The organism is Streptococcus thoraltensis DSM 12221, from assembly GCF_000380145.1.
GTDB classification, from domain to species: domain Bacteria; phylum Bacillota; class Bacilli; order Lactobacillales; family Streptococcaceae; genus Streptococcus; species Streptococcus thoraltensis.
The window spans coordinates 20,400-42,725 of record NZ_KB904631.1; the positions used below are offsets into that span (position 1 = coordinate 20,400).

Genomic DNA, 22,326 nt, shown 5'->3' on the forward strand with positions numbered 1-22,326 from the left:
TACTGTCCGCGTCTTTTCTGTTCCTTATCTGAAAGTTAATGCATTTGACTATGATTCTCATTGAGTATCGGCTATATAATCCCTACCATTGTACCAAAAAATCCGCTTACAAGGAAATAGTTAGAAGAAAAAGAGCTAGCCACTGCTAACTCTTATCATCTTCTATCAAAAAGAATGCTCTAATCTACACCCTTAATCTGCTCTGCTTCTTTCAACTTAACTGACAGAATTTGTGACACACCTGATTCCTGCATGGTCACACCATAAATACTATCAGCTGCTGCCATTGTTCCCTTACGGTGAGTGACTACGATAAATTGACTAGATTTGTCAAAACGATTGAGATAATCACCAAAGCGTTTAACGTTGGCTTCATCAAGGGCAGCTTCGACCTCATCCAAAATAACAAATGGAATGGTTTTTACACGGATAATGGCAAAAAGTAAAGCCAGAGCCGACAAGGCTTTTTCACCACCCGACATGAGGTTGAGTGACTGGATTTTCTTACCGGGAGGTTGAACCGAAATCTCAACTCCTGCAGAAAGCAAGTTCCCATCCGTCAATAACAAGTCAGCTGAACCTCCACCAAACATCTGAGTGAAAGTCTCTTTAAAGGAATTCCGAATCGCTTCAAAAGTCGTTTTAAAGCGGCTGGTTACCTCTTCATTCATCTCAGAAATCGTCTCTAAAAGCAAGTCCTTCGCCTTATCCAAGTCAGCTTTCTGATCAGACAAGAAAGTCAAGCGTTGCCCAACTTCATCGTATTGTTCAATGGCATCCAGATTAACTGGTCCCAAGGCTTTAATGGCTTTTTGCAAATCCTTGAGGGTTAATCTAGCCTGATTAATATCTTCAAGTGAAGCAACCTGCTCTTGTGCTTCTGAGAAAGAGAGTTGATACGAATCAACCAAATCTTGCGCCAATGACTGCAAGCTCTGTTTCACCTGCTTTTCTTGTGTCTCCAGTTCAGCCTGACGGCGGATATAGGTTTCATTTTGCTGGCTTAATTTTTGCAAATGCTCTGCAATATCTTCACCTTGCGCTTCCAAATCTTCCAGTTCAAAACGCAGACGAATCTGTTCTTGTTCCAACACTGTCTTACGTTCCTTGGCTTCCTCTAGTTGTCTCTGCCACTCAGGAATTTTGTCCGCCTCTAAAGTATCATTATGGTGCGAAAGACTATAAGCTAAATTCTCAGCCAGCTCTCTAGCTTGTTGCAAATCTTCTTTCTGCTTGTCTAAATCACGGGAAAGATACTGCCTTTCTCCCTGAAGTTCACGCTCTGACAATCTTAATTCAGATAAGGAGTCTTGCAGTTCCTGACGTTTCGCCTCAATACTATCTTTATCAGTCTTGATTGCTTCAATATCTTGATTAAGTTGGTCTTTCTGAGAACGAATCCTTTCTAACTGAACTTGCAAGTCTTCCTTGAGCTGACTATCATCTGACGATGTCAAACCTTTCTGATTAGCAAGTTTAGCTTGGTAGAGCTTATTGAGATCAGCAACCTGACTAGCAGCTTGTTGATAGGCAAAATCTGCTTTTTGTTCGGCTAGTCTGGCTTCTTCACCGTCTTGTTTCAATTCTGATAACTGTCGGCGTGATTGGTCTAAAACATCTTTCAAGCTAGCTAAAGTTTCTTCATCAGCTTTTATTTCAGAAGACATTTGCGCTATTTCGGTCTCTAATTGATCCAATTCTGGTTTAACAAAGGTCGTGTTCTTCTGACGATTGGCACCACCTGCAAAAGAGCCACCCGGACGCAATTCAGTACCATCAAGTGTGACAATGCGCACTTGATACTGAGAATCACGCGCAGCCTGATTTGCATGATCAATAGTGTCAAAAATCGCTGTCATCCCCAAAAGATTACCCATAATATTGTTCAAACGGCTATCATAGCTAACCAAATCTTTAGCCAATCCAAGAAATCCAGCTTGTTGCAATAATTTATCTTTAAAGGCAGGCTTCAAATAACGCTCTTTTATGGTTGTCAAAGGAAGGAAAGTCGCACGACCATGGCGCCCCTCTTTCAAGAACTGAATGGCCTTTTTAGCCGTCCTCTCATCTTCAACAATGATATTTTGCGCTGCCCCACCCAACACAATTTCCATCGCTGTTTGATGCTCTGGTTTGAAGCTCAAGTGCTCACTAACAGCACCAACGATGCCACCAATACGCTCGCTATTTTGCAAGACAGCTTTGACTCCAGCAAAGAACTGACTGTGGTTTTTTTGGATAGCCTCTAAACTATTACGACGAGCCGTCTTGCCCTTTAAACTATCATACTTATCAAAAAGAGCCTTCTGCTTTTTTTGATACGTTTCTTCATACTTTTTAACTTCCTCAAGTTGCTTTTGGTAATCATCCAACAAAGCTTTAACAGCTTCCTTAGCTGCTTCAAAATTAGCCAAGGTTTCTTTAGCCATCTCAGTCATTGATAACCGACGGTCTTCCAAGTCTAGTAATTCAGCTTGGGCTTGTTCAGACTGTTGTTTTTCCTGTAAGAGTCTGTTTTCCAAAGCGGTCAATTGGTTAGATAAATCAGCTTCCTGACTCATGAGATCCACAAACTGCTCACGCAAACTTTCGATAATCTGATCAGGTGATTGGGCAAAGTCTTTCAAATCAGCTTCTCGCTGTTTAATCGCACTTGCTTTTTCCTGACTCTCACTGAGAACTGTGGTCAGCTTTTCCTCTAAATCTCTTATGAAAACTTCCAAATTGCTAATCAGCGTCTCTTGCTCTTTTAGACGAGCTTTTAAATCACTTTCTTTTTCTTGCGATTGTGACTGTTGTAGCTGGCTCACTTGGATTTGCTTCTCTAAGTCCGCAATCAAGCTAGTCAAAGCAACCAAATCATCCTGATGTCGCCTAGAATCTTGGGAGAGCTGATGACGCTTGGTCTTGAGACTTTGATTGGACGTTTCCAGTTTTTGACGTTCCTGATAGTAAGTCTCAAGGTTGACCCTAACCTCACTTAATCGATCAGCTAGCACTTGTAGCTCTTTCTTACCTGTGGAAATATCATGAACAAGAACCTGCAAATGTAGTTCTTTACGTTCCTCGTCCAAGGCTAGAAACTGTCTAGCCGTTTGCGCTTGTTTCTCCAAAGGACGAATCTGCTGCTCCAATTCATAGATAATATCTTCCAAGCGGTCTAGATTATCCTGAGTCTGAGCTAATTTTGCTTCAGTTTCTTTTTTACGAGTCTTGTATTTTAAAACTCCAGCGGCCTCTTCAAAAATAGCACGACGGTCTTCAGCCTTACTGTTAAAAATCGCCTCAACACGACCTTGGGAAATAATCGAGAAAGAGTCGCGACCCAAACCAGTATCCATAAAGAGATCATGAATATCACGCAAGCGAACTTTTTTGCCTTCAATCAAATAATCACTATCTCCATTACGGTAGATATGACGTTCAACTGACAACTCCTGCGGTGCATCCTTGATAAAGCCATCACTATTATCAAGAGTGACACGAACTTGAGCATAATTAAGAGGGCGACGCGTCTCAGTTCCTGCAAAGATGACATCAGGCATTTTACCGCCACGCAGACTCTTAGCAGAGGATTCCCCCAGCGCCCATCGTAAACTTTCTGTAATATTTGATTTACCCGACCCGTTAGGTCCTACGACAGCCGTCACTCCTTGGTCAAAGGTGACTTTAGTCTTATCCGCAAAGGATTTAAACCCTTGAATTTCAATTTCTTTTAAATACATCTTAGTCCTCACCCAACTGGTGGAGCGCTTTTTTAGCAGCTTCCTGCTCTGCCATTTTTTTAGAACGCCCTTTTCCACTGCTCAATTCTTTACCGTTTGCAGTGACACGAACTTCGAACCACTTGGCATGGGCAGGCCCTTCTTCGCCGATAACTTCGTAGCGAATTTTGATGTCACCATCAACTTGAAGTTCTTCTTGAAGGGCTGTTTTGTAATCTTTGACTTGTTCGTACTGCCCCTTTTCTACTTTAGGTATCATCACCAAATAAAGGAAAGTCTTAACTGCCTCTACACCTTTATCTAAGAGCAAAGCCCCTAAAAAGGCTTCAAAAAGGTCTCCAAGGATTGTTTCACGATGACGACCCCCAGACTTTTCTTCTCCCTTGCCTAGTTTGATAAAAGCATCAAAGCCACAATCTTTAGAAAATCCTGCCAAACTCTCCTCACGAACAATCATAGAGCGTTGTTTAGACAAATCTCCCTCTGGCTTGTTAGGGTATTTTCGATACAAATAATCTGAAATAATCAATTGTAGAACGGCGTCTCCTAAAAACTCCAAACGCTCATTGTGTGAAATGTTTAGGAGGCGATGCTCATTAGCGTATGACGTGTGGGTGAAGGCAGTATCAAGCAAACCACCGTCCGCAAATTCAATTTGAAAATCTGCTTTTAATTTTGCTTTTAGCCCTTCTAACTGTTCCATAAGATTCCTCTTTTCTACTTAAAAATGCGTTTCACTCAAACATTTTTTAAAAGCGACCATAACTTATCATCATAATCCTTTCCATTATACCAAAAAAATAGTCTAGCTATTATAGCCAGACTGTAAATTCTACATTAAATATCTGTTAATGGCGTTGCCGTATCAGGGGATGTATCCAATACTTTGAAATCATGATTAACACCCAAATCAGCCTGCATGAGATTGGATTCCATAGTCATATGAGCTAACTCTTTGATATTGTTTTCCTTACTCAAGTGTCCCAAGTAAATCTTCTTGGTACGATTTCCAAGGGTATCAATCATAGCTTGAGCTCCTGCCTCATTGGACAAATGCCCAAAATCAGAAAGAATCCGTTGTTTGGTTTTCCATGGATAAGAACCAGCTCTAAGAATTTCAATGTCATGATTAGATTCAATCAGATAGCCATCTGCATTAGCCACAATCCCAGCCATTCGATCGCTAACATAGCCCGTGTCAGTTAACATGACAAAACTTTTGTCATCTTTCATAAAACGGTAAAACTGAGGATCAACCGCATCGTGACTGACACCGAAAGACTCAATATCAATATCTCCAAAAGTTATCATTTTTTCACGAGAAAAAATATGTTTTTGACTGTTATCAACCTTACCAATCATGTTACGAGCATCTATAGCTTCCCATGTCTTTTCATTAGCGTACAAATCAAGATTGTATTTACGAGCCAAGACGCCAACACCTTTGATGTGGTCTGAATGTTCGTGCGTAATTAATATGGCATCTAAATCTTCAGGACGTCGATTAATTTCAGCTAAAAGACTGGTAATCTTCTTACCAGTCAAGCCAGCATCAATCAAAAGACGTTTTTTCGGTGTTTCCAGATAAAAAGCATTACCTGTCGACCCTGAAGCTAAAATACTGTACTTAAATCCTTTATCAGTCACCTTAGTCTTCAGTTACCTCCCATTCTTCATCTACTTCTAAAATATTCTTCTCATACGGTAAGACTATGGTAAACGTTGAGCCCTTACCATAATCACTTTTAGCCCAAATAAAGCCATTGTGTTGTTTAATAATCTCTTTAGCAATGGCAAGCCCCAGACCTGTACCACCTTGTGCACGGCTGCGAGCCTTGTCAACGCGGTAAAATCGATCAAAAATAAGCGGTAAATCTTTTTTAGGAATCCCCAAACCTTGATCGGAAATCGAAATAATCACCTGGGTGTCAGTCGTTCGCATGCTAACTGTAATCTCACCACCATCAGGTGAATACTTAATAGCATTATTAATGATATTGTCAATAACCTGTGTCATCTTATCGTTATCAATCTCAATCCAAACAGGGACTAAGGGATAATTTCGGATAATATCATAGGATTTGCCAGCTTGAGTTTCCTGAAGTTTAATCTGATCGAAACGATTAAGAATGTAGGTAATAAAGGCTGTAAAGTTAGTCAATTCAACTTCTAAATGCGAGTTGTTATTGTCAATCCGTGACAGAGAAAGCAAATCGGTAATCATCCGCATCATTCGATTCGTCTCATCCAGAGACACACGAATAAAACCAGGTGCGACCGACTCCTTAAGAGCACCTTCATCAAGAGCTTCCAAGTAGGACTTTACTGAGGTTAGAGGGGTTCGTAATTCATGACTAACATTAGAAACAAAGAGACGACGTTCACGCTCTTCTTTTTCCTGTTCAGTTGTATCATGAAGGACTGCAACCAAACCGGAAATAAAGCCACTTTCTCGTTTAATCAGGGCAAAATTAACCCTTAAAACGGTAAACTCACCAAACTCATCGACACGATTGAGCGTTACTTCAGGCGTTTTCGTAATCAAATCATGATACGTATAAGAAGTTTCTTCCAATAACGTCATGATATTGACAGAAACTTCCTCTTCATCTGTCAGGTTCAACTGTTGTTTCGCCATGTCATTAATCATGATAATATTGCCGCGACGATCCGTCGCCAACACACCATCACTCATATAAGAAAGAATGCTGGCAAGTCGGTTTTTTTCTTGCCCCAGATTCTCATGAGTCAACCGAAAGACCTCTGACAAATCATTAAGATGCTCCGCCAAAGTCCTAACCTCTGCCGAACCACGTGTTACTTGATTAACAACGTACTCACCTGAAATCAATGACTGAACCTGTTCCGTCAACTGCTGCACCCGCCGACTATTTAGCGTGTCATTAATAATCAAGAAAACATAAATCAGGACTAAAATAGACATTAGTCCTGCAATAATCAAATCTCGAAAAGTAAAAATAAATTGATCAGTCATGAGCTTTCATAAAGTAACCCACTCCACGGCGAGTTAAAATATATTCTGGGCGACTCGGTGTCGTTTCGATTTTTTCACGTAGACGACGAATGGTCACGTCAACTGTACGAACATCACCAAAATAATCATAGCCCCAAACGGTTTCAAGCAAGTGTTCACGCGTCATCACCTGACCAATATGCTGCGCTAAATGATAGAGCAACTCAAACTCACGGTGGGTTAATTCAACTTCCTCTCCGTTCTTTTTAGCAATAAATGCTTCTGGCAAAATCTGCAGATTACCTATTTCAAGCTCAGTCGGTGAGGACTGAAGTGACTCCTCAGCAACTGTTTCAATAGTCTCTACACGACGTAATTGTGCCTTAACACGTGCCAGTAACTCACGATTAGAGAAAGGTTTTGTGACATAGTCATCTGCACCAATTTCTAATCCGATAACTTTATCAAATTCAGAATCCTTAGCTGACAGCATGATAATAGGCGTATGACTTGTTTTACGAATTTCTTTAGCAACTTCAAGCCCATCGATACCTGGAAGCATCAAGTCTAGGATAACTAAGTCCGGCTTAACTTCTTCAAACTTTTGAACGGCTTCATTGCCATCGAAAGCTGTCTCGATGTTATATCCTTCCTTACTGAGATTAAATTTAATAATGTCTGAGATGGGTCTTTCATCATCCACGACAAGAATTGTTTTCATATTAATACCTACCTTTTTTCTGATTATAACAGATTATCCTTTAAATGGAAAATATTGACTATAAAAAGCCTTATATCATAGACTTTTATCACCTTTTTTAAAAAATAGACAACCGTATTTTATATTAATTTTTCAGAATATTTCAAACGATGAGTTGACAAGTTAAATCCGATATGTTATATTAACTTATCTATGTTATGTTTTCTAACGTAACAATTTAATATTAAAAGGAGTTTCTAATGGCACTTATCGAATATAAAAATGTTGAAAAATATTACGGTGACTACCATGCTCTTCGTAACATTAACTTAGAGATTGAAAAAGGTCAGGTCGTTGTTCTCCTAGGTCCTTCAGGATCAGGTAAATCAACACTTATCCGTACCATGAATGCTCTTGAATCCATTGAAACAGGTAGCTTAAAAGTAAACGGTCATGAATTAGCCAATGCTAGCAGTAAGGATTTGGTTCAACTTCGAAAGGAAGTTGGCATGGTCTTCCAACACTTTAACCTCTATCCTCATAAAACAGTGTTAGAAAATGTTACTTTGGCACCTATTAAAGTTTTAGGAATGTCTCGTACTGAAGCCGAAACTGTTGCTGAAAAATACTTGACCTACGTAAACATGTGGGATCGCAAGGATTCCTACCCAGGCATGCTCTCTGGGGGGCAAAAACAACGTATCGCTATCGCTCGCGGACTCGCTATGAATCCTGAACTACTTCTTTTTGACGAACCAACTTCTGCCCTTGACCCAGAAACAATCGGCGATGTTCTGGCTGTTATGCAAAACCTAGCTGCTGAAGGGATGAACATGGTTGTTGTGACTCACGAAATGGGCTTCGCCCGTGAAGTAGCTGATCGTATCATTTTCATGGCTGAAGGCCAAATCTTAGAAGATACTACTGATGTCCACGGCTTCTTTGATCATCCAAAAGAGCCACGCGCACAGCAATTCCTCAGCAAAATTATTAATCATGCCAGTGAAAAAGTTCCTGCCAAGAAAAAAGAGCGCAAAGCGTAAGCAAGGAGGATGTAAGATGAAATCAATCAAACAACTTCTAATAGCTTGCTTATCCTTAACTCTTGTCTTGTCTGTTATTGCCCTTTCACCAAAAGTTAAGGCAGAAACAAACGAGCAGCTACTGTCTTCTAAAGTCATTGAACGTATAAAAAAGGCTGGCGTTCTAAAAGCTGGGGTTAAACAGGATGTTCCCAATTTTGGTTACTTTAGTGCTGAAACAAATAGCTACGAAGGTATGGAAATTGACATTGCTCGTAAAATTGCCAAAAGTCTTGGGGTTAAGGTAGAATTCACTGCTGTGACAGCTCAGACTCGCGAAGCTGTTATTGATAACGGCCAAGTTGACATCGTTATTGGTACCTACACCATCACCCCTGAACGTCAAGCATCTTATAGTTTTAGCGATCCTTATTACACTGATGAAGTGGGCTTCTTGGTTAATAAATCTAGCAACTATTCATCGATCAAAGACATGGATGGCGCAACAATCGGTGTTGCGCAAGGTTCTACCACAAAGATGGCTATTGAAGAATATGCTAAAGCTAATGATTTACACTTTGACTATGTTCAATTGGGTTCTTATCCTGAATTAGCTATCTCGCTTTATTCAAAACGTATTCAAGCCTTCTCAGTTGATAAATCAATTCTAACAGGCTACCGCAGCAAGAAAACTGAAATTCTTGAGCAAGGATTCAATACGCAAAGTTACGGTATTGCCAGCAAACAAAGCAATAAAGCCTTAACAAATTACATCAACAACCTCCTATCAGACTGGTCCAAAGATGGTAGTTTGGCAGAAATCTACAAAAAATACGATTTAAAACCAGCTAAGGCACAAAATTAAGAGAAAGGAAGAATTATTTATGAACTATTTAGTGACAAGTCCATTCGCCCTTTCTCGCTGGGGTGACTTTTTCGCCAACTTCGGTGATTTCGCCAAAGGTTTCGCATATACCTTAGGCATGTCAATTGGCGCCCTACTTCTCTCCCTTATCCTAGGGCTAATTTTTGGCGCCATGTCATCTTCTAAAAATAAAACCTTAAGAACTATCGCTCGTGTTTATGTTGAACTCTATCAAAACACACCACTTCTGGTCCAATTTGTCGTTGTTTATTACGGTTTGGCAATCATGACTAACGGTTTCGTTATGATTTCAGCCTTCTGGACAGCAGTTATTTGTGTTGGTCTTTATCACGGTGCCTACATATCAGAAGTTATCCGTTCTGGGATTGAAGCCGTTCCCAAAGGTCAAACCGAAGCTGCACTTTCTCAAGGATTTACCTACAAAGAAACCATGCAACTCATCATCCTTCCGCAAGCTATTCGGACTATCTTACCTCCTATGACCAACCAAGTGGTTAACTTGATTAAAAATACGTCAACAGTTGCCATTATTTCAGGAGCTGATATTATGTTCGTTTCAAAAGCATGGGCCTATGAAACCACTAACTACGTGCCTGCCTTTGCCGGCGCTGCACTACTCTACTTCATCGTCTGCTTCCCACTTGCAACTTGGGCACGACGCAAAGAAGAAGAAAATAAAAAAGCATACACTTAGGAGGATAAATGATGTCAGTTTTAACACCAACTAATATTAGCTTTATCCTTCAAGGACTTTGGTTGACACTTTACATCTCATTCTTATCAATTGTATTTTCAACCATTATTGGAACAATTTTAGCCGTTATGCGTAACGGGAAGAATCCAATCCTTCGCTGGGTATCAAGCATCTACATTGAATTTGTTCGTAACGTTCCCAATCTTCTTTGGATTTTCATTATTTTCTTGGTTTTCCAAATGAAATCAACACCAGCAGGTATCACATCCTTTACCGTCTTCACCTCAGCTGCTCTTGCAGAAATCATCCGAGGTGGTTTAAACGGTGTGGATCACGGTCAAACCGAAGCTGGTTTATCGCAAGGAATGACACACTGGCAGATTTTCATTTACATTGTCTTTCCACAAGCTGTCCGTAAAATGCTGCCAGCTATTATTTCACAATTCGTAACAGTCATCAAGGACACCTCGCTCCTTTATTCTGTTATCGCTTTACAAGAGCTTTTCGGAAAAAGCCAAATTCTTATGGGGAAATACTTTGAACCAAGCCAAGTGTTCACTCTTTACCTCATCATCACAGCCATCTACTTTGTCATCAACTTCGCCATATCGACCTATTCCCGTCGACTTGCTAAGAAGTGGGCACAAGGGGCTGAATAAAGACAAAATCCACATGAACGTAATCATCATGTGGATTTTGTTTTGCATCAACTAAGGCTACCAACTTTATTAGCATTATCAGTTTTTTATGACTCAATCCAGTCTTTTTCTTTGACAATCGTCACGGTTTCAATGCTAGCATTGACTTTCTTTTCCGACGGGGCAAAAAATATAGTCTTTTGAATTAACTTTGATACACGGTCACTTTCGACCTGCCCTACTCATACTCTTCTAAAACCAAGTACTTTCCGCACCTTAGTTCCTTGTTCTGAAAGGTAATTCATGTGACTCTATTTTTAAATTTATCAAAAATCCATAGGAAATCTGAAAGGAACATCAAAATTCTAGTCTTATTTATAAATATTATTATTTCTCATCAACTCATCACAGTTTTAGAAGCCTTATAAACTTTTTGATATTTGCTATAAATTTCTTGATATTCTGCTACATTTTCTGATATTGGAACAAATCGCCTTTTGATTTTCACCCAATCACGAATAATTTGCTCATATGATAAATACCAATTTAGTCCAATAGCAGCAAGCATGGCCGCTCCCATAGCTGGTCCTTGTTCTTCTTCTAAACAGACGATTTCTTTATTGAAAATATCAGCCTGCATTTGAAGCCAATAATCACTTCTTGCTCCTCCACCAATCGAAACAATTTCTTTAAATGCCGAATCCCTCTCTTTCTCTATAAGTTCCAAGCAATCTTTCAACGAGTAAGTGATCCCCTCAACAACTGCTCTAGTAAAATGAGGAAGACTGTGATGCCTATCTATACCAATAAATGATCCTCGTATTTTAGAATCTGAATAGGGTGTTCTTTCCCCATCTATATACGGTGAAAATAATAGCCCTGCAGCTCCTATCGCTATCCTTTTTGAAGCGTTAAGCAATTCATCAAAAGAAGAGGTCGGAGTCATTAAATTTTTATACCATGATAAAGCACTACCAGCTGCTAAAGTTACTCCCATTGAATAAATCGTCGATGGAATTGTATGATAAAAATGATGTATCTTGCCATCTGCAATAGTCTTTTTGTATTGATCAATGCCCAGAATTACTCCAGAAGTCCCAATTGAACAAAGTCCAGTATCATTTGATAAAACTCCAGCTCCCAGTGCTGCACAGGCATTGTCTGCCCCACCCGCAAAAACGTCTATCTTATTTAAGAATTTATATTTCTTACTTATTGATCCTTTTAATTTCCCCACATATTGTTGAGATTTGAGTAAATTCGGTAAATAATCTATAGGAATATTATAATTACTGGTGATATTTTTCGACCATGTGTTACTCTCCAAATCTAATAGTAAAGTCCCTGATGCGTCAGAAAGGTCAATTCCCAGTGTGCCAGTCAAGCGAAAACGCACATAATCCTTAGGAAGAAGTATATGCCGAACCTTGCTCCATAATTCGGGCTCATTCTCTTGAACCCACATTATTTTAGGTAAAGTAAAACCTTCCAATGCTTTATTTTTAGTAATAAATAAAAGTTCCTCGCCATAATACTTCATTAATTTGTCACATTGCTTTGTGGAGCGAGTGTCATTCCAAAGAATAGCATTTCTAACAACATCCATATTTTCATCTAATAGCACCAGAGAATGCATCTGACCAGAAAAAGCTATACCTTCAAGATTATCTGCAAAATCATCGACTCTTTTACAAAAATCATCAAATACTGACTCAGTTGCCAAATACCAATCTTCAGGATTTTGTTCAGAATAACCCTTGTATGGAGTGTATACCTTGTATGGAGCAGCTGAATCAGTAATTACTTTTCCATTTTGGTCTACAAGAATTCCTTTTAAGGAACTTGTGCCTATATCTATGCCTAAAACGTATTTTGACATTTAATTTACCTCCTACTCAATAGTATATTTTGTCCTTGCATGATAATGGCTAATTAGTGGGTGACTCTTTGTTTGGAGATGATTTGGTCTTTCCTGAGTTTCAAAAGTAATGCCATTGTATTTTGTAATAATCCCTCCATCCTTTATCTTAAGTCGTTCATTAATTTTATTAAGGGTATATATAACCGCACATTCCCTATCGGTAGTAATGCGCAATACATTTTCTTTATCAAAACTTTGTAATACTATCTCTGGGAAATCCGTGTCAAAAATATACGCCAAGTCAATACCATCGGCACAAATTTTGGAAAGTTCATTAGAAATTCTAAAGGCATCTCCAATTTTTCTTTTTTCTGTAAAATCAAAAGACGAATAATACTTTGAAGACATATCACTATATTCTTCTGTTGGAACAAATGTGTCATTTATGATCTGCAGTTTAGTCGGTGTCATTTGTAACCAGTGTGCTTCAATTCCATCTCTTTTGTCTTTATTCAAATTAAAATAGGTATGATTAGTAAGGTTGCAAACAGTTGGTTCATCTGAGAAACCAAAATACTCAAGAATAAATGAATTATCCTCAATACGATAACGAATTTTTAAAAGCATTTCTTCATAATGTGAATCGGTGTCATTATATGTCAATTCATAAGTATCCTTATCAATTAGATTAACGTCCCAATACTGTTTGTGGAGTCCTTCATTTCCGCCATGAAGATTTAATAAATCTTCATTGATGTCCAGATTAATGACATCGCCCTTTGAATTTTTATAATTTGGAGGAAAAGTTCTACCAGCTGTCCTACCAATGGTTGCACCAAAATAATATGGATTTCTTTCATAATTAGTAAAGTCTTCATAAGATAACACATAGTTAATATTATTTGATTTTTTAATTATAGCAGTAATGATACCACCATAATCAAGAAACTTTATACATATTTTGTCATTTTCAAGAATGTATTCTTTCATTTTCATTTCTCTTTATCTTAAAAAAGAAAAGCTAAGTCAGATATACCCGACCTAGCTTAGGTTTACCGTTTAATATTCGGGTTTGTAAAAATATCTGAAGCATCATCACTCTGTGACGAAAATTCTGAAACAATTGCGCCTTCTGACCCAGCTTGGAACCAGTGTTTAATATCTGGTTTTATAGTATACTGTTCTCCCGCTTGAAGCACTACCTCGTGAAAAATAGTGTAAAAATCTTTCGACTTTTCAGGAATTACAGCAGAAATCGTATCTGTTTCATTCCCTTCCACATAGAGATAAACTAGACCTTTCCTCACACGGAATGTCTCCTGCTTGCCCTCAATTTCCAAATGATTTCCTCGTCTTGGGTGGCGATGCTCAGGACATGTTTGACCTGGAAGTAAAACCATCTCCTTAGCACAATAGCGGTCATTGTTGACATATACGATGAGATTAAGTCCTTCTTGCTCAATATTATTTAAACCAAAATCAGCAAATTCAATATTTGATAATTCATTTTCGCTAAATACAACACCTGATTCTTCATAAAATTTAAGCACACGTTCTTTGTAATTCATCACTAAAACCTCTCTTAGAAATTAGCTAATTTTCAAATCACTAAAGTCAATATCTTCTTCCTTAATGATTTCCTCGAATGACTCATTCGGATCAACGGGTTTCATTAATACGATAAAGGTAATAGCATGGGCAATAGAACCAATTAGAAGCGCAATGACAAACATCATTCCATGATTACCAGTCATAGTAGGAACAGCAAACATGCCTGAGGCAGGAATGTGGGAATCAGCACCCCAATACATTGAAAGAGCACCAAATACGCCCCCACCTACACCTGTAGCAATCATATTTTTAAGCCAGTTTTTAAATACGATTGGGAAACAACCTTCAGTAATTTGACAAAATCCCATAGGAATAGCTGATTTTAGGGTGTCAACATCTTGTTTGTCAAAGACATTTTTCCCTACGATTTTTTGTAAAATATATGCCACACCATATCCAAAAGGTGTAATCATAGATGCACCAATCAGAACTGTAAGTGGCTCATAAATTGACTCTGAAAACATTGCAAATACTACAGCAAATACTGTTTTATTAATTGGTCCACCATAATCAATACTTGAAAGAATTCCAATAATGAGACCATACAAAATTAATTGAGAGCTATTCAATCCTTGCAAATAAGTGGTTAAGAGTCCAACTAGGTAATTGATAGGAGAGCCAAGAACATAATACATAACCATTCCAGCAAAGAAGGATGAAATAAATGGTACAACAAGTGTTGGCATTAAGCCTTCCATCCATTTAGGAACTTTTATATTTGTATAAAGTAATAAGGTTATAATCCCCGATACAAATCCTGCAGCAATACCCCCAATAAATCCAGTATTAATTCCGTGGGCAACAAAACCTACAATCAGTCCTGGGGCAATACCAGGTTTATCTGCTATAGAATAAGCAATCGCTACGGATACAATCATCGGCAAATAGCCTAGACCATATCCACCCATCGTTGTCATCGTATCTGCAAAATTAAAACCTGCTGAGAAGTCCGTAATAGATGTTCCCCCCATTATATTTCCAATTGCTAGCAAGAATCCTGCAGCACAGACAACTGGTAAGAAAAATGAGATTGCTGTCATCAAATGTTTTTTAAAGCCTAAATTTGATAAAGAATTCATGGCTAATCTCCTTTATTTATTTCTTCAAGTTTTTCGATTAACTTATTAGGTGACTTCACAACTAGACTAGTTGGAACCTCAACAACCTTTTTATTTTCAAAACGGTCACGACCATTAATTTTTATATCAGCAGCAATGATGACAATATCAGCTTTGGCAATCTCCTCATCAGTTAATGAATCTTGTCTTCCAGCTAAACCTTGTGTTTCAATATGTACGTTATGTCCTCGAGATAGACCTGCTTGTACTAATTTTTCTTTAGCAATATAAGTATGTGCAATACCTGCTGTACATGCAGCAATTCCAACAATATTCATGATGCTTTACCTCCTATTCTTGATAGCAATTTAATAGTTTTTATTGGAAATAATATTTAGCCTTATCTACTGCATTAAATAATTCATTTTTAGCTCGTACGACTTTTTCTGTTTCAATCATTGGTTCTGGGAAAATCACATTTGGCTCACGTTTTTCAAGGTTTCCATCATTCAAAAGTTCTCTAAGCTTCTCAGCAAATACAATTTTTATATCACTTGAGATATTAATTTTTGAGATACCATGTTCAACAGCTGAACTAATTTCTGCATCTGGGTTACCAGAACCTCCATGAAGGACGAGGGGCACTGAAACTTTGCTTACGATTTCGTCTAAAATATCAATTCTAAGTTTTGGCTTGATATCTTTCGGATATAAACCGTGCGAAGTTCCAATACCAATTGCCAGACTATCACACCCAGTTTGTTCAACAAAGTCTCTAGCAACATCTGGTTCAGTATAAATCCCTTCTTCTAGACCACCTTCAACATTATTACCTGTGTTACCAATTGTTCCAAGTTCTGCTTCAACGGAAACACCTACAGCATGAGCAGCTTCTACTACTTTTTTTGTCATTTCAACATTTTTCTCATAAGGTGCCAACGACTGGTCAATCATAACTGACGTAAAACCGAGCTGAATCGCATGAATAACCTGTTCATAACTTGCACCATGATCAAGGTGAATGGCAACTGGTACTTTTGCTTTATGAGCTTCGTCAATACATTGTGCAACAAAACTGTCTGTCAAAAAGCTTAATTCATCTGGGTGAATCGCAATAATAAACGGCGTCTTTGTTTCCTCACATGCTTTCACAGTAGCATTAAGTAGTTGACCTGAACCACAGTTATATGCTGGAATTGCAAAGTGATTATTTTGAGCAACTGTCAATAATTCTTTTCCTGATACTAAAACCATAATATATTTCCTCTTTTCTAAATTTTTTTATTTGTTAGCTGTAAATAGTTCGTGCAACTCATCTTTAGATTTGACTCTTACAAGTTCATCAACAAACTCTTCATGAGCTAAGAGTTTGGCAATTTCTTGTAATAATAAGATATGTGTCATATTCGTATCGTGGTCGGTTACGGCAAACATGATGACTACCTTGACGGGCTTACCATCTAGAGTCTCCCATTCAATTTCATTTTCAAGTACCGCTACTGCTATTGTGGTCTCATTGACAGCATTAGATTTACCATGAGGTATCGCAATACCTTGACCAATCCCTGTCATCCCTTCAGTTTCCCTAACATACACATCATCGATAAAAGCCTCCTCATCAGAAGTGTATCCTTGCTTAAATAATAAACTTCCTAATTCATGTATGACATCATCCTTAGTTTTTGAAGCAGAAGGTACAATCATCAACTCTTTATGAACCACTTGATCCAAGATTATTCCGTCCTTCTCCGCTACACCCATATATTACCTCCTTATATCTCCTTGTATTAAGTACGTTTCTAAAATGTTAACAATATCTTTACTATTTTTTATAGACTCTATGCTATTAGTAAATTTTTCTGACGCAAGAGACTGCATTATCGAAATCATTCTTTTTACATTTTCAGTTTCTGGACTTCTACTATGTGGAGTAATTAGACAAAATACTTTATTAACTTTGCTTCCATCAACACACCTCCAATCAATCACAGATTTGTCGAACGTTAAGATAGCCAGATGCACATCTCTGACAATATCATTGGTGAGAAATACATGTGGAACTGCAATTCCTTTTTCCAGTCCTGTACTAGAAATTTCTTCTCTTTCGACCATGCTATTAAAAATCACATTTGTATCCGCTTCCAATTTATCTGATAAAAATAATGCAACTTTATATAAAGCTCCATTTTTATCATAGATACCATTCAAATCACCTGATAGTAAGAAATCAACCATTATTTACAATCTCCTCAATGACATGGGTTAAAGACTCTATATCCCTATTTGTCAGAATAGAGCTAACCAGAACTATCGGAATGTCCACTTGCTGTATGATTGGTATGGTAGTTATTAGTAAATCAATCTGCTCGTCCATACATTCTACGATTTTTTGAATGGCTATGCTGGAAGTGACTCCAACAATTTTAAGCATTGGAAATGATTTGCGAACTTTAACCGCAATGAGTTCAGAAGTTCCTATTCCCGTTGTACATACAATATAAGCATTTACTTTTTTCCTCTCTAATTCTATATACCTAGCAAAATATAAACAGATAAATCCAGACTCATCTTCCGATATTTTTGATAGATGAAATTCTTCTTCAACTTCAAGGGAGGACTCAGAAACTGCTCTAAAAATATCTCCATACTCCACTTGAATGTCACTTAACAAGGCATTAGGGAGATAAACCTGATTTGATAAACGTTGAAGTAAGTATTTAATATGATTTTCAAGTTCTTGGAATAATTCCCGAGAAAACTTTTTATTCAGTTTTTTTGAAACTCTTTCTATAAAACTTAGTGCGACTTGATTAGATTTTGGAATATAAATACGTTCTGTAGCATCATCAGATATTCGAGCTGTGCTAAGATATTCGAAAAGATAAACTACTTCAGAGTCGTTTGGAACAACACCGATATACTGTCCAATATTGTCAACAATTTTCTTACAAACACTGTAAATTTCGGGTGAGAACAGTTTTTCTTCCCGGAGAAGGATTGTCGCTTGATCGTGAGGACTGATGTGACGAAACAGTCTTATTCGTTCAATTAAAACGTAGATGTGAGCAAACAAACTAATATTGTATGGGTAGTTGATAGATATTCCTAAGGCTGTTGAAGCATATTCAATTTGTTGTATGGTAAAAAGAAAGTCCTCTGAACTATTAAGCCCATTAGAGTATTCTTCCAAGGCAGAAATATCTGTCGTTTGATTGAGGTTTAAAACAGTTTCCATAATTGCTGCACGGATATCTTTCTCATTCCCTTCAATTGACATATGCCGATTGCTTCTGACTAAGTTAAGACCCCACTTTTCAATTTTCTTTGAAATTATCATCCTATCTTTAGAAATGACCGATTCACTAACATAAAATTTTTCATACAAATCGTAAGTTCTTTTTCGTTTTGGTGCAACAAAAAGTAACTCTTTAATAATTTCATTGCACCTCTCTTCAATTGCCGACTCCTCAGTCATGTTATCTTGTTTCAAATAAACTCCCTGATTTAGCTTAAAACCTCTGCCTCTTTTAGAAAGAATTGTTTGAGTATCCCCTGCCCCTCTGAATTGTGAATTAATCTCTTTAATATGCCTTGATACCGTAGCCTTAGAGACAGCAAGTTCAATTGCAATTTGTTCAGAGGTAACAAAATCTGATTGATGATTCAAAAAGTTAATGATTTCTTGATTTAACTGCCGCTTCATCGTTCATCCTCCTCTTCAACTATTATTATATCTCACTTTAAATACGTTAAATTGTCATAGAATGAGTTTAGCAAAACGCATTCTATGACAACTGAAGATGTTCACACTCATGTGGATTTTGTCTTGCTCATATAAGGCTACCAACTTTATTAGCATTATCAGTTTTTTATGACTCAATCCAGTCTTTTTCTTTGACAATCGTCACGGTTTCAATGCTAGCATTGACTTTCTTTTCCAACGGGGCAAAAAATATAGTCTTTTGAATTAACCTTGATACACGGTCACTTTCGACCTGCCCTACTCATACTCTTCTAAAATCAAAAGCAGACTTTGCTGACCTGATTTGATGAACTTCAATTCTATCTGAATCGGCTTCGCATAGTCTGCTTTTGATTTTCCTTGAGTATCAAGTACTTTCCACACCTTAGTTCTTTGTTCTGAAAGGTAATTCATGTGACTATAAATCAACAAGCGGAAAAATTTTGATAGGTCATCATGCTACTTACTTATCGCACTGTTTCAACTTTCCAACGAGATACTCCTCTATAACGAATAGCCCCCTCTTGGTCTGTACGATAGGTTGTCATTTTCTCTACCTCAAATCGTTCCAACGTTTCATCATTGGGATGATGGTAACGGTTATTAAGACCTGCTGAGACTAAAGCTACTTTTGCGTTGATATGTTTTAAAAATGCTGGATCAGAAGACCCTTTCGACCCGTGGTGACCCGCTTTTAAAACATCTACTGGCAAGTTTGGATATTGGGAAAGCAAGGCTTTTTCCCCTTCAACCTCCAAATCACCAGTAAAAAGAAACCGTTTATCAAGCAATTGACCATAGAGGACAAGTGAATCATTGTTACCTCCATCCCCTTGAGACCACGGGTAGAGAACACGAAGAGATGACCCCATAATAGCAATCTGATCTCCTGCCTGAATCAAGCGCACTTTTATTTTTAAGGCTTGTAGTTCTTTCACAAAAGATGACTTCGTCATCGCCCCAGGACTAATCAAAATTTCCTTAATCTTAAAGTGCTTGGCTAAAACGGTCATATCGCCCATATGATCGGTGTCAGTGTGGGTAATTAAAAGTTGGTCAATAGTTGAAATCCCACGACTTTTCAAATATGGTATTGAAGTCTTTTCAGCATTAGCCGTTACCTGTCGTTTGCGCCATTCCTCTTTCTGGGTAAAATCAACTCGACCTCCAGTATCGATTAAAAGCGTCTTCCCTCTCATATCCCTTATCAAAATGGAATCACCTTGCCCAATATCCATGACGGTCACTTCATTTTCCAAAGGATTTTTCGTCACAGCAAACAAAAAGATGATGCCTAACAAAAGCCAAAGTCTGAGCTTTTTTTCTTTACCAAAATCATGCAAAACAGCTAAAAGAACAAGCATTAAGACGAGAACTGCTGAGTTAGGACTGCCAAAAACCAGAGGTTTAGGCGATAGCTGATCCGCCCACTTAATAACTAATTCTAAAAAAGAAAAGAAGGGATTAAAAAAGTTTAGAGGCACCAAAGGACTCGCTAATAAAACCAGACTTAACAAGGGTAAAATGAACACATCAAAAATCGCTGAAAAGCAGGCTGTTAAAAGGATCGATAAGGGCTGAAAAGTCCCAAAGTAAAAGATAAGTAAGGGCAAGATACCAAAGGATAAAACCAAACTCTCAGCGACTGCTTTGCGGCAACCTGAGAGTGACTCTAAATCCAGTCTTGACAATATAAAAGCATAGGCAAAAGATAACACACCACCTATAGTCTCAAGAAAATGAGGCGAAAGGAAAAAGAGTATCAGCATCGTCAGACCTAAATTATCCCACTTACGAAAACCAAACTGCCTAAGGATAACTTGAAGTAAACTACGCACAACAGAGATGGTAAAACCAGTTAAACCAGCATAAAGAAAAGAAAATGGTAAGAGAAAATAGATAAAATGCTCTCTCAAAATGCCTAATCGCAGAAGGATTGTCCGGAAAATTCCTATAAAAAAGCCCACCTGCATGCCTGAAAGAGCAAAGAGATGAATAATCCCCAAGTCCGTGTAAATATCACTCATCTCATCAAAAGACTTGTCCAAATAGCCCAATAAAAGCCCCGTCATATAATGCTTCATAGGTGGAAGAAAGTTTTGATTGATATGAACGAGGAGCTGTCGCCGCCATAATCTAACCCATTCACTTGGATTTTTAGGATTATCTGATTTGATTGACTCAATAGCTTTGACTTGCGCAATGCCATAAATTCCCTCACGCTTCAAGTAAGCGGCATAGTCAAATCCCTTGAAATTGCGTTGACCAACCGGCTTCTCAACTCTTGCTGCTACTTTTAAAATAACCACTTGATTAAGCTCTTGAAAATACGTTTTCTCCGATATGGACTGCAGTTGATAATAAAGCTGATAAGTTTGCTTCCCCTGAACAGCACGCGCCGAAAGCAAATCACCGTCTACCGAGAGACTATCAGGAATTAAGCGTAATTCTGAAACCTGACTGGGTAAATTCTTCTCTAACTTATCTTGTCTGTGGTCGATGAAAGCAAAATAAAGCGAAAATGAAACGATAATAACTACAGTCTGCCAAATCGTCTTTTTATGGTATTGTTTGATAAGACATGTAAAAGCAATCATTGCCAATAAAATGGCTAGCCAAGATTTGGTAAAAATAATGAAGTAGCTCAAAGCTACTAAAAAAGCCAAATACATTGGCTTTAGCGTCATATTTTCAATCAACAGTCACTTCCTCACGCAGTTTTTCAAGCGTCTTCTCACCAATACCAGAGACATTTGAGAGGTCATCCACCGATTTAAAGCCGCCGTTGCTATCACGATAGTCTAAAATATCCTGAGCTCGCTTTTGACCAATACCAGAAATAGTCTGTAAATCAGCTAGCGTAGCCTTATTGAGGTTGACTTTGTCGGCAGAGCCTTCTGAGAAGTCAGTTGCGTTTGAAGGGGCAGCGCTTGATGTAATGACTGAGATATTTTCGCCTTGACTCGCCACATAAATAACGGCTTCATCACTTAATTTCTGAGCAAAATTGACAGACTTTCGGTCTGCCTCTTCTTTTAACCCACCCGCTAATAAAATAGCATCATTGACACGACTGCCAGTTGGTAAGTCGTAAACCCCAGGATTTTTGACCGCTCCTTTGACATCAATAGTTATCATATCCGATGATTGTGATTTTTCCTCTTGAGAAGATTTTTCTGAAGACATGGCTGTGCTTCTGAAATTTTCTGACTGTCCTGACCATGATGGTAACAGCTCTTCCTGAGCTTTCTTTGAAGGATTTACCAGAAGAAAAAGACAGACTACAAAGAGTAAAGCAACTAATCCTCCCAGCCCCACGATAACTTTGTTGGTACGGATTTTTTCTAAAATATCCTCAAACATGATTTTCCTCCTACTTATTTATTCGAAAGAAAAACAAAAAAAACTCCAGACA

At 38.1% G+C, this 22,326-nt stretch carries 21 protein-coding genes; 4 read left to right on the forward strand and 17 right to left on the reverse strand.

Features of this window, described 5'->3' with window-relative positions; translation table 11 throughout:
- Positions 1–179 precede the first annotated feature (179 nt).
- From smc to yycF, 5 genes are all read right to left on the reverse strand, one after another.
- On the reverse strand, positions 180–3,725 hold the full coding sequence (gene smc / locus A3IA_RS0110200) for a chromosome segregation protein SMC (RefSeq protein WP_018381225.1): 3,546 nt from the start codon (positions 3,723–3,725) through the stop codon (positions 180–182).
- Between the two features lies 1 nt (position 3,726).
- The gene (gene rnc / locus A3IA_RS0110205) at positions 3,727–4,428 is read right to left on the reverse strand and encodes a ribonuclease III (RefSeq protein WP_018381226.1); all 702 of its coding nucleotides are present in this window, start codon (positions 4,426–4,428) and stop codon (positions 3,727–3,729) included.
- 134 nt (positions 4,429–4,562) lie between these two features.
- Positions 4,563–5,372 carry an MBL fold metallo-hydrolase gene (locus A3IA_RS0110210; protein WP_018381227.1) on the reverse strand — a complete coding sequence of 270 codons (810 nt, stop codon included), beginning with the start codon at positions 5,370–5,372 and terminating at the stop codon, positions 4,563–4,565.
- 1 nt (position 5,373) lies between these two features.
- Complete coding sequence (vicK, locus tag A3IA_RS0110215) at positions 5,374–6,720, reverse strand: cell wall metabolism sensor histidine kinase VicK (protein ID WP_018381228.1); 1,347 nt, start codon at positions 6,718–6,720, stop codon at positions 5,374–5,376.
- Positions 6,713–7,420, reverse strand: coding sequence for a response regulator YycF (gene yycF, locus A3IA_RS0110220; RefSeq protein ID WP_018381229.1), 708 nt, complete (start codon positions 7,418–7,420; stop codon positions 6,713–6,715). Before yycF ends, vicK begins: the two co-directional genes overlap by 8 nt.
- A 239-nt stretch (positions 7,421–7,659) precedes the next feature.
- On the opposite strand from yycF, the gene A3IA_RS0110225 reads away from it, so the two are divergent.
- From A3IA_RS0110225 to A3IA_RS0110240, 4 genes are read left to right on the forward strand one after another with little or no spacing between them, the layout of a single operon-like run.
- Positions 7,660–8,442 (forward strand): amino acid ABC transporter ATP-binding protein, encoded by a 783-nt coding sequence (locus A3IA_RS0110225; protein WP_018381230.1) that lies wholly within the window; start codon positions 7,660–7,662, stop codon positions 8,440–8,442.
- A 16-nt stretch (positions 8,443–8,458) separates the two neighbouring features.
- Positions 8,459–9,286, forward strand: coding sequence for a transporter substrate-binding domain-containing protein (locus tag A3IA_RS0110230; RefSeq protein ID WP_018381231.1), 828 nt, complete (start codon positions 8,459–8,461; stop codon positions 9,284–9,286).
- A 19-nt stretch (positions 9,287–9,305) separates the two neighbouring features.
- Entirely contained in the window at positions 9,306–10,001 is a 696-nt protein-coding gene (locus A3IA_RS0110235) for an amino acid ABC transporter permease (RefSeq protein WP_018381232.1), read from the forward strand.
- Positions 10,002–10,009: 8 nt separating this feature from the next.
- A complete protein-coding gene (locus A3IA_RS0110240; RefSeq protein WP_026217675.1) occupies positions 10,010–10,660 on the forward strand; it encodes an amino acid ABC transporter permease in 651 nt (216 codons plus the stop codon).
- Between the two features lie 376 nt (positions 10,661–11,036).
- Here A3IA_RS0110240 and xylB read toward each other — a convergent pair whose 3' ends face one another.
- The 12 genes from xylB to A3IA_RS0110300 form a co-directional block, all read right to left on the reverse strand.
- Positions 11,037–12,518, reverse strand: coding sequence for a xylulokinase (gene xylB, locus A3IA_RS0110245; protein WP_018381234.1), 1,482 nt, complete (start codon positions 12,516–12,518; stop codon positions 11,037–11,039).
- A gap of 12 nt (positions 12,519–12,530) precedes the next feature.
- Positions 12,531–13,490, reverse strand: coding sequence for an aldose epimerase family protein (locus A3IA_RS0110250; RefSeq protein WP_018381235.1), 960 nt, complete (start codon positions 13,488–13,490; stop codon positions 12,531–12,533).
- Positions 13,491–13,552: 62 nt separating this feature from the next.
- Entirely contained in the window at positions 13,553–14,068 is a 516-nt protein-coding gene (locus A3IA_RS0110255) for a D-lyxose/D-mannose family sugar isomerase (RefSeq protein ID WP_018381236.1), read from the reverse strand.
- A gap of 21 nt (positions 14,069–14,089) precedes the next feature.
- A complete protein-coding gene (locus tag A3IA_RS0110260; RefSeq protein ID WP_018381237.1) occupies positions 14,090–15,190 on the reverse strand; it encodes a PTS fructose transporter subunit IIC in 1,101 nt (366 codons plus the stop codon).
- Between the two features lie 2 nt (positions 15,191–15,192).
- On the reverse strand, positions 15,193–15,507 hold the full coding sequence (locus A3IA_RS0110265) for a PTS fructose transporter subunit IIB (RefSeq protein ID WP_018381238.1): 315 nt from the start codon (positions 15,505–15,507) through the stop codon (positions 15,193–15,195).
- A 40-nt stretch (positions 15,508–15,547) separates the two neighbouring features.
- The gene (locus A3IA_RS0110270; protein WP_018381239.1) at positions 15,548–16,423 is read right to left on the reverse strand and encodes a ketose-bisphosphate aldolase; all 876 of its coding nucleotides are present in this window, start codon (positions 16,421–16,423) and stop codon (positions 15,548–15,550) included.
- A gap of 27 nt (positions 16,424–16,450) precedes the next feature.
- Complete coding sequence (locus A3IA_RS0110275) at positions 16,451–16,930, reverse strand: PTS sugar transporter subunit IIA (RefSeq protein ID WP_018381240.1); 480 nt, start codon at positions 16,928–16,930, stop codon at positions 16,451–16,453.
- Between the two features lie 3 nt (positions 16,931–16,933).
- Positions 16,934–17,404: a PTS sugar transporter subunit IIA gene (locus A3IA_RS12345; protein WP_018381241.1), complete on the reverse strand. Its 471-nt coding sequence runs from the start codon at positions 17,402–17,404 to the stop codon at positions 16,934–16,936.
- Positions 17,397–18,872, reverse strand: coding sequence for a BglG family transcription antiterminator (locus tag A3IA_RS0110285; protein WP_018381242.1), 1,476 nt, complete (start codon positions 18,870–18,872; stop codon positions 17,397–17,399). Before A3IA_RS0110285 ends, A3IA_RS12345 begins: the two co-directional genes overlap by 8 nt.
- 297 nt (positions 18,873–19,169) lie before the next feature.
- Entirely contained in the window at positions 19,170–19,295 is a 126-nt protein-coding gene (locus A3IA_RS13570; RefSeq protein ID WP_018381243.1) for a hypothetical protein, read from the reverse strand.
- Positions 19,296–19,378: 83 nt separating this feature from the next.
- Positions 19,379–21,610, reverse strand: coding sequence for a DNA internalization-related competence protein ComEC/Rec2 (locus tag A3IA_RS0110295; protein WP_018381244.1), 2,232 nt, complete (start codon positions 21,608–21,610; stop codon positions 19,379–19,381).
- A complete protein-coding gene (locus A3IA_RS0110300; protein ID WP_018381245.1) occupies positions 21,603–22,274 on the reverse strand; it encodes a helix-hairpin-helix domain-containing protein in 672 nt (223 codons plus the stop codon). The genes A3IA_RS0110295 and A3IA_RS0110300 overlap by 8 nt, the downstream gene beginning before the upstream one ends.
- Between the last annotated feature and the right edge of the window lie 52 nt (positions 22,275–22,326).

Coding starts and splice junctions, on each gene's coding strand:
- A3IA_RS0110255 (WP_018381236.1), bottom strand. CDS start 14,068: ATGAATTACAAAGAACGTGTGCTTAAATTTTATGAAGAATCAGGTGTT.
- A3IA_RS0110265 (WP_018381238.1), bottom strand. CDS start 15,507: ATGAATATTGTTGGAATTGCTGCATGTACAGCAGGTATTGCACATACT.
- A3IA_RS0110260 (WP_018381237.1), bottom strand. CDS start 15,190: ATGAATTCTTTATCAAATTTAGGCTTTAAAAAACATTTGATGACAGCA.
- A3IA_RS0110230 (WP_018381231.1), top strand. CDS start 8,459: ATGAAATCAATCAAACAACTTCTAATAGCTTGCTTATCCTTAACTCTT.
- A3IA_RS0110300 (WP_018381245.1), bottom strand. CDS start 22,274: ATGTTTGAGGATATTTTAGAAAAAATCCGTACCAACAAAGTTATCGTG.
- A3IA_RS0110225 (WP_018381230.1), top strand. CDS start 7,660: ATGGCACTTATCGAATATAAAAATGTTGAAAAATATTACGGTGACTAC.
- vicK (WP_018381228.1), bottom strand. CDS start 6,720: ATGACTGATCAATTTATTTTTACTTTTCGAGATTTGATTATTGCAGGA.
- A3IA_RS0110285 (WP_018381242.1), bottom strand. CDS start 18,872: ATGAAGCGGCAGTTAAATCAAGAAATCATTAACTTTTTGAATCATCAA.
- xylB (WP_018381234.1), bottom strand. CDS start 12,518: ATGTCAAAATACGTTTTAGGCATAGATATAGGCACAAGTTCCTTAAAA.
- A3IA_RS0110235 (WP_018381232.1), top strand. CDS start 9,306: ATGAACTATTTAGTGACAAGTCCATTCGCCCTTTCTCGCTGGGGTGAC.
- yycF (WP_018381229.1), bottom strand. CDS start 7,420: ATGAAAACAATTCTTGTCGTGGATGATGAAAGACCCATCTCAGACATT.
- A3IA_RS0110250 (WP_018381235.1), bottom strand. CDS start 13,490: ATGAAAGAATACATTCTTGAAAATGACAAAATATGTATAAAGTTTCTT.
- smc (WP_018381225.1), bottom strand. CDS start 3,725: ATGTATTTAAAAGAAATTGAAATTCAAGGGTTTAAATCCTTTGCGGAT.
- A3IA_RS0110240 (WP_026217675.1), top strand. CDS start 10,010: ATGATGTCAGTTTTAACACCAACTAATATTAGCTTTATCCTTCAAGGA.
- A3IA_RS12345 (WP_018381241.1), bottom strand. CDS start 17,404: ATGGTTGATTTCTTACTATCAGGTGATTTGAATGGTATCTATGATAAA.
- rnc (WP_018381226.1), bottom strand. CDS start 4,428: ATGGAACAGTTAGAAGGGCTAAAAGCAAAATTAAAAGCAGATTTTCAA.
- A3IA_RS0110270 (WP_018381239.1), bottom strand. CDS start 16,423: ATGGTTTTAGTATCAGGAAAAGAATTATTGACAGTTGCTCAAAATAAT.
- A3IA_RS0110275 (WP_018381240.1), bottom strand. CDS start 16,930: ATGGGTGTAGCGGAGAAGGACGGAATAATCTTGGATCAAGTGGTTCAT.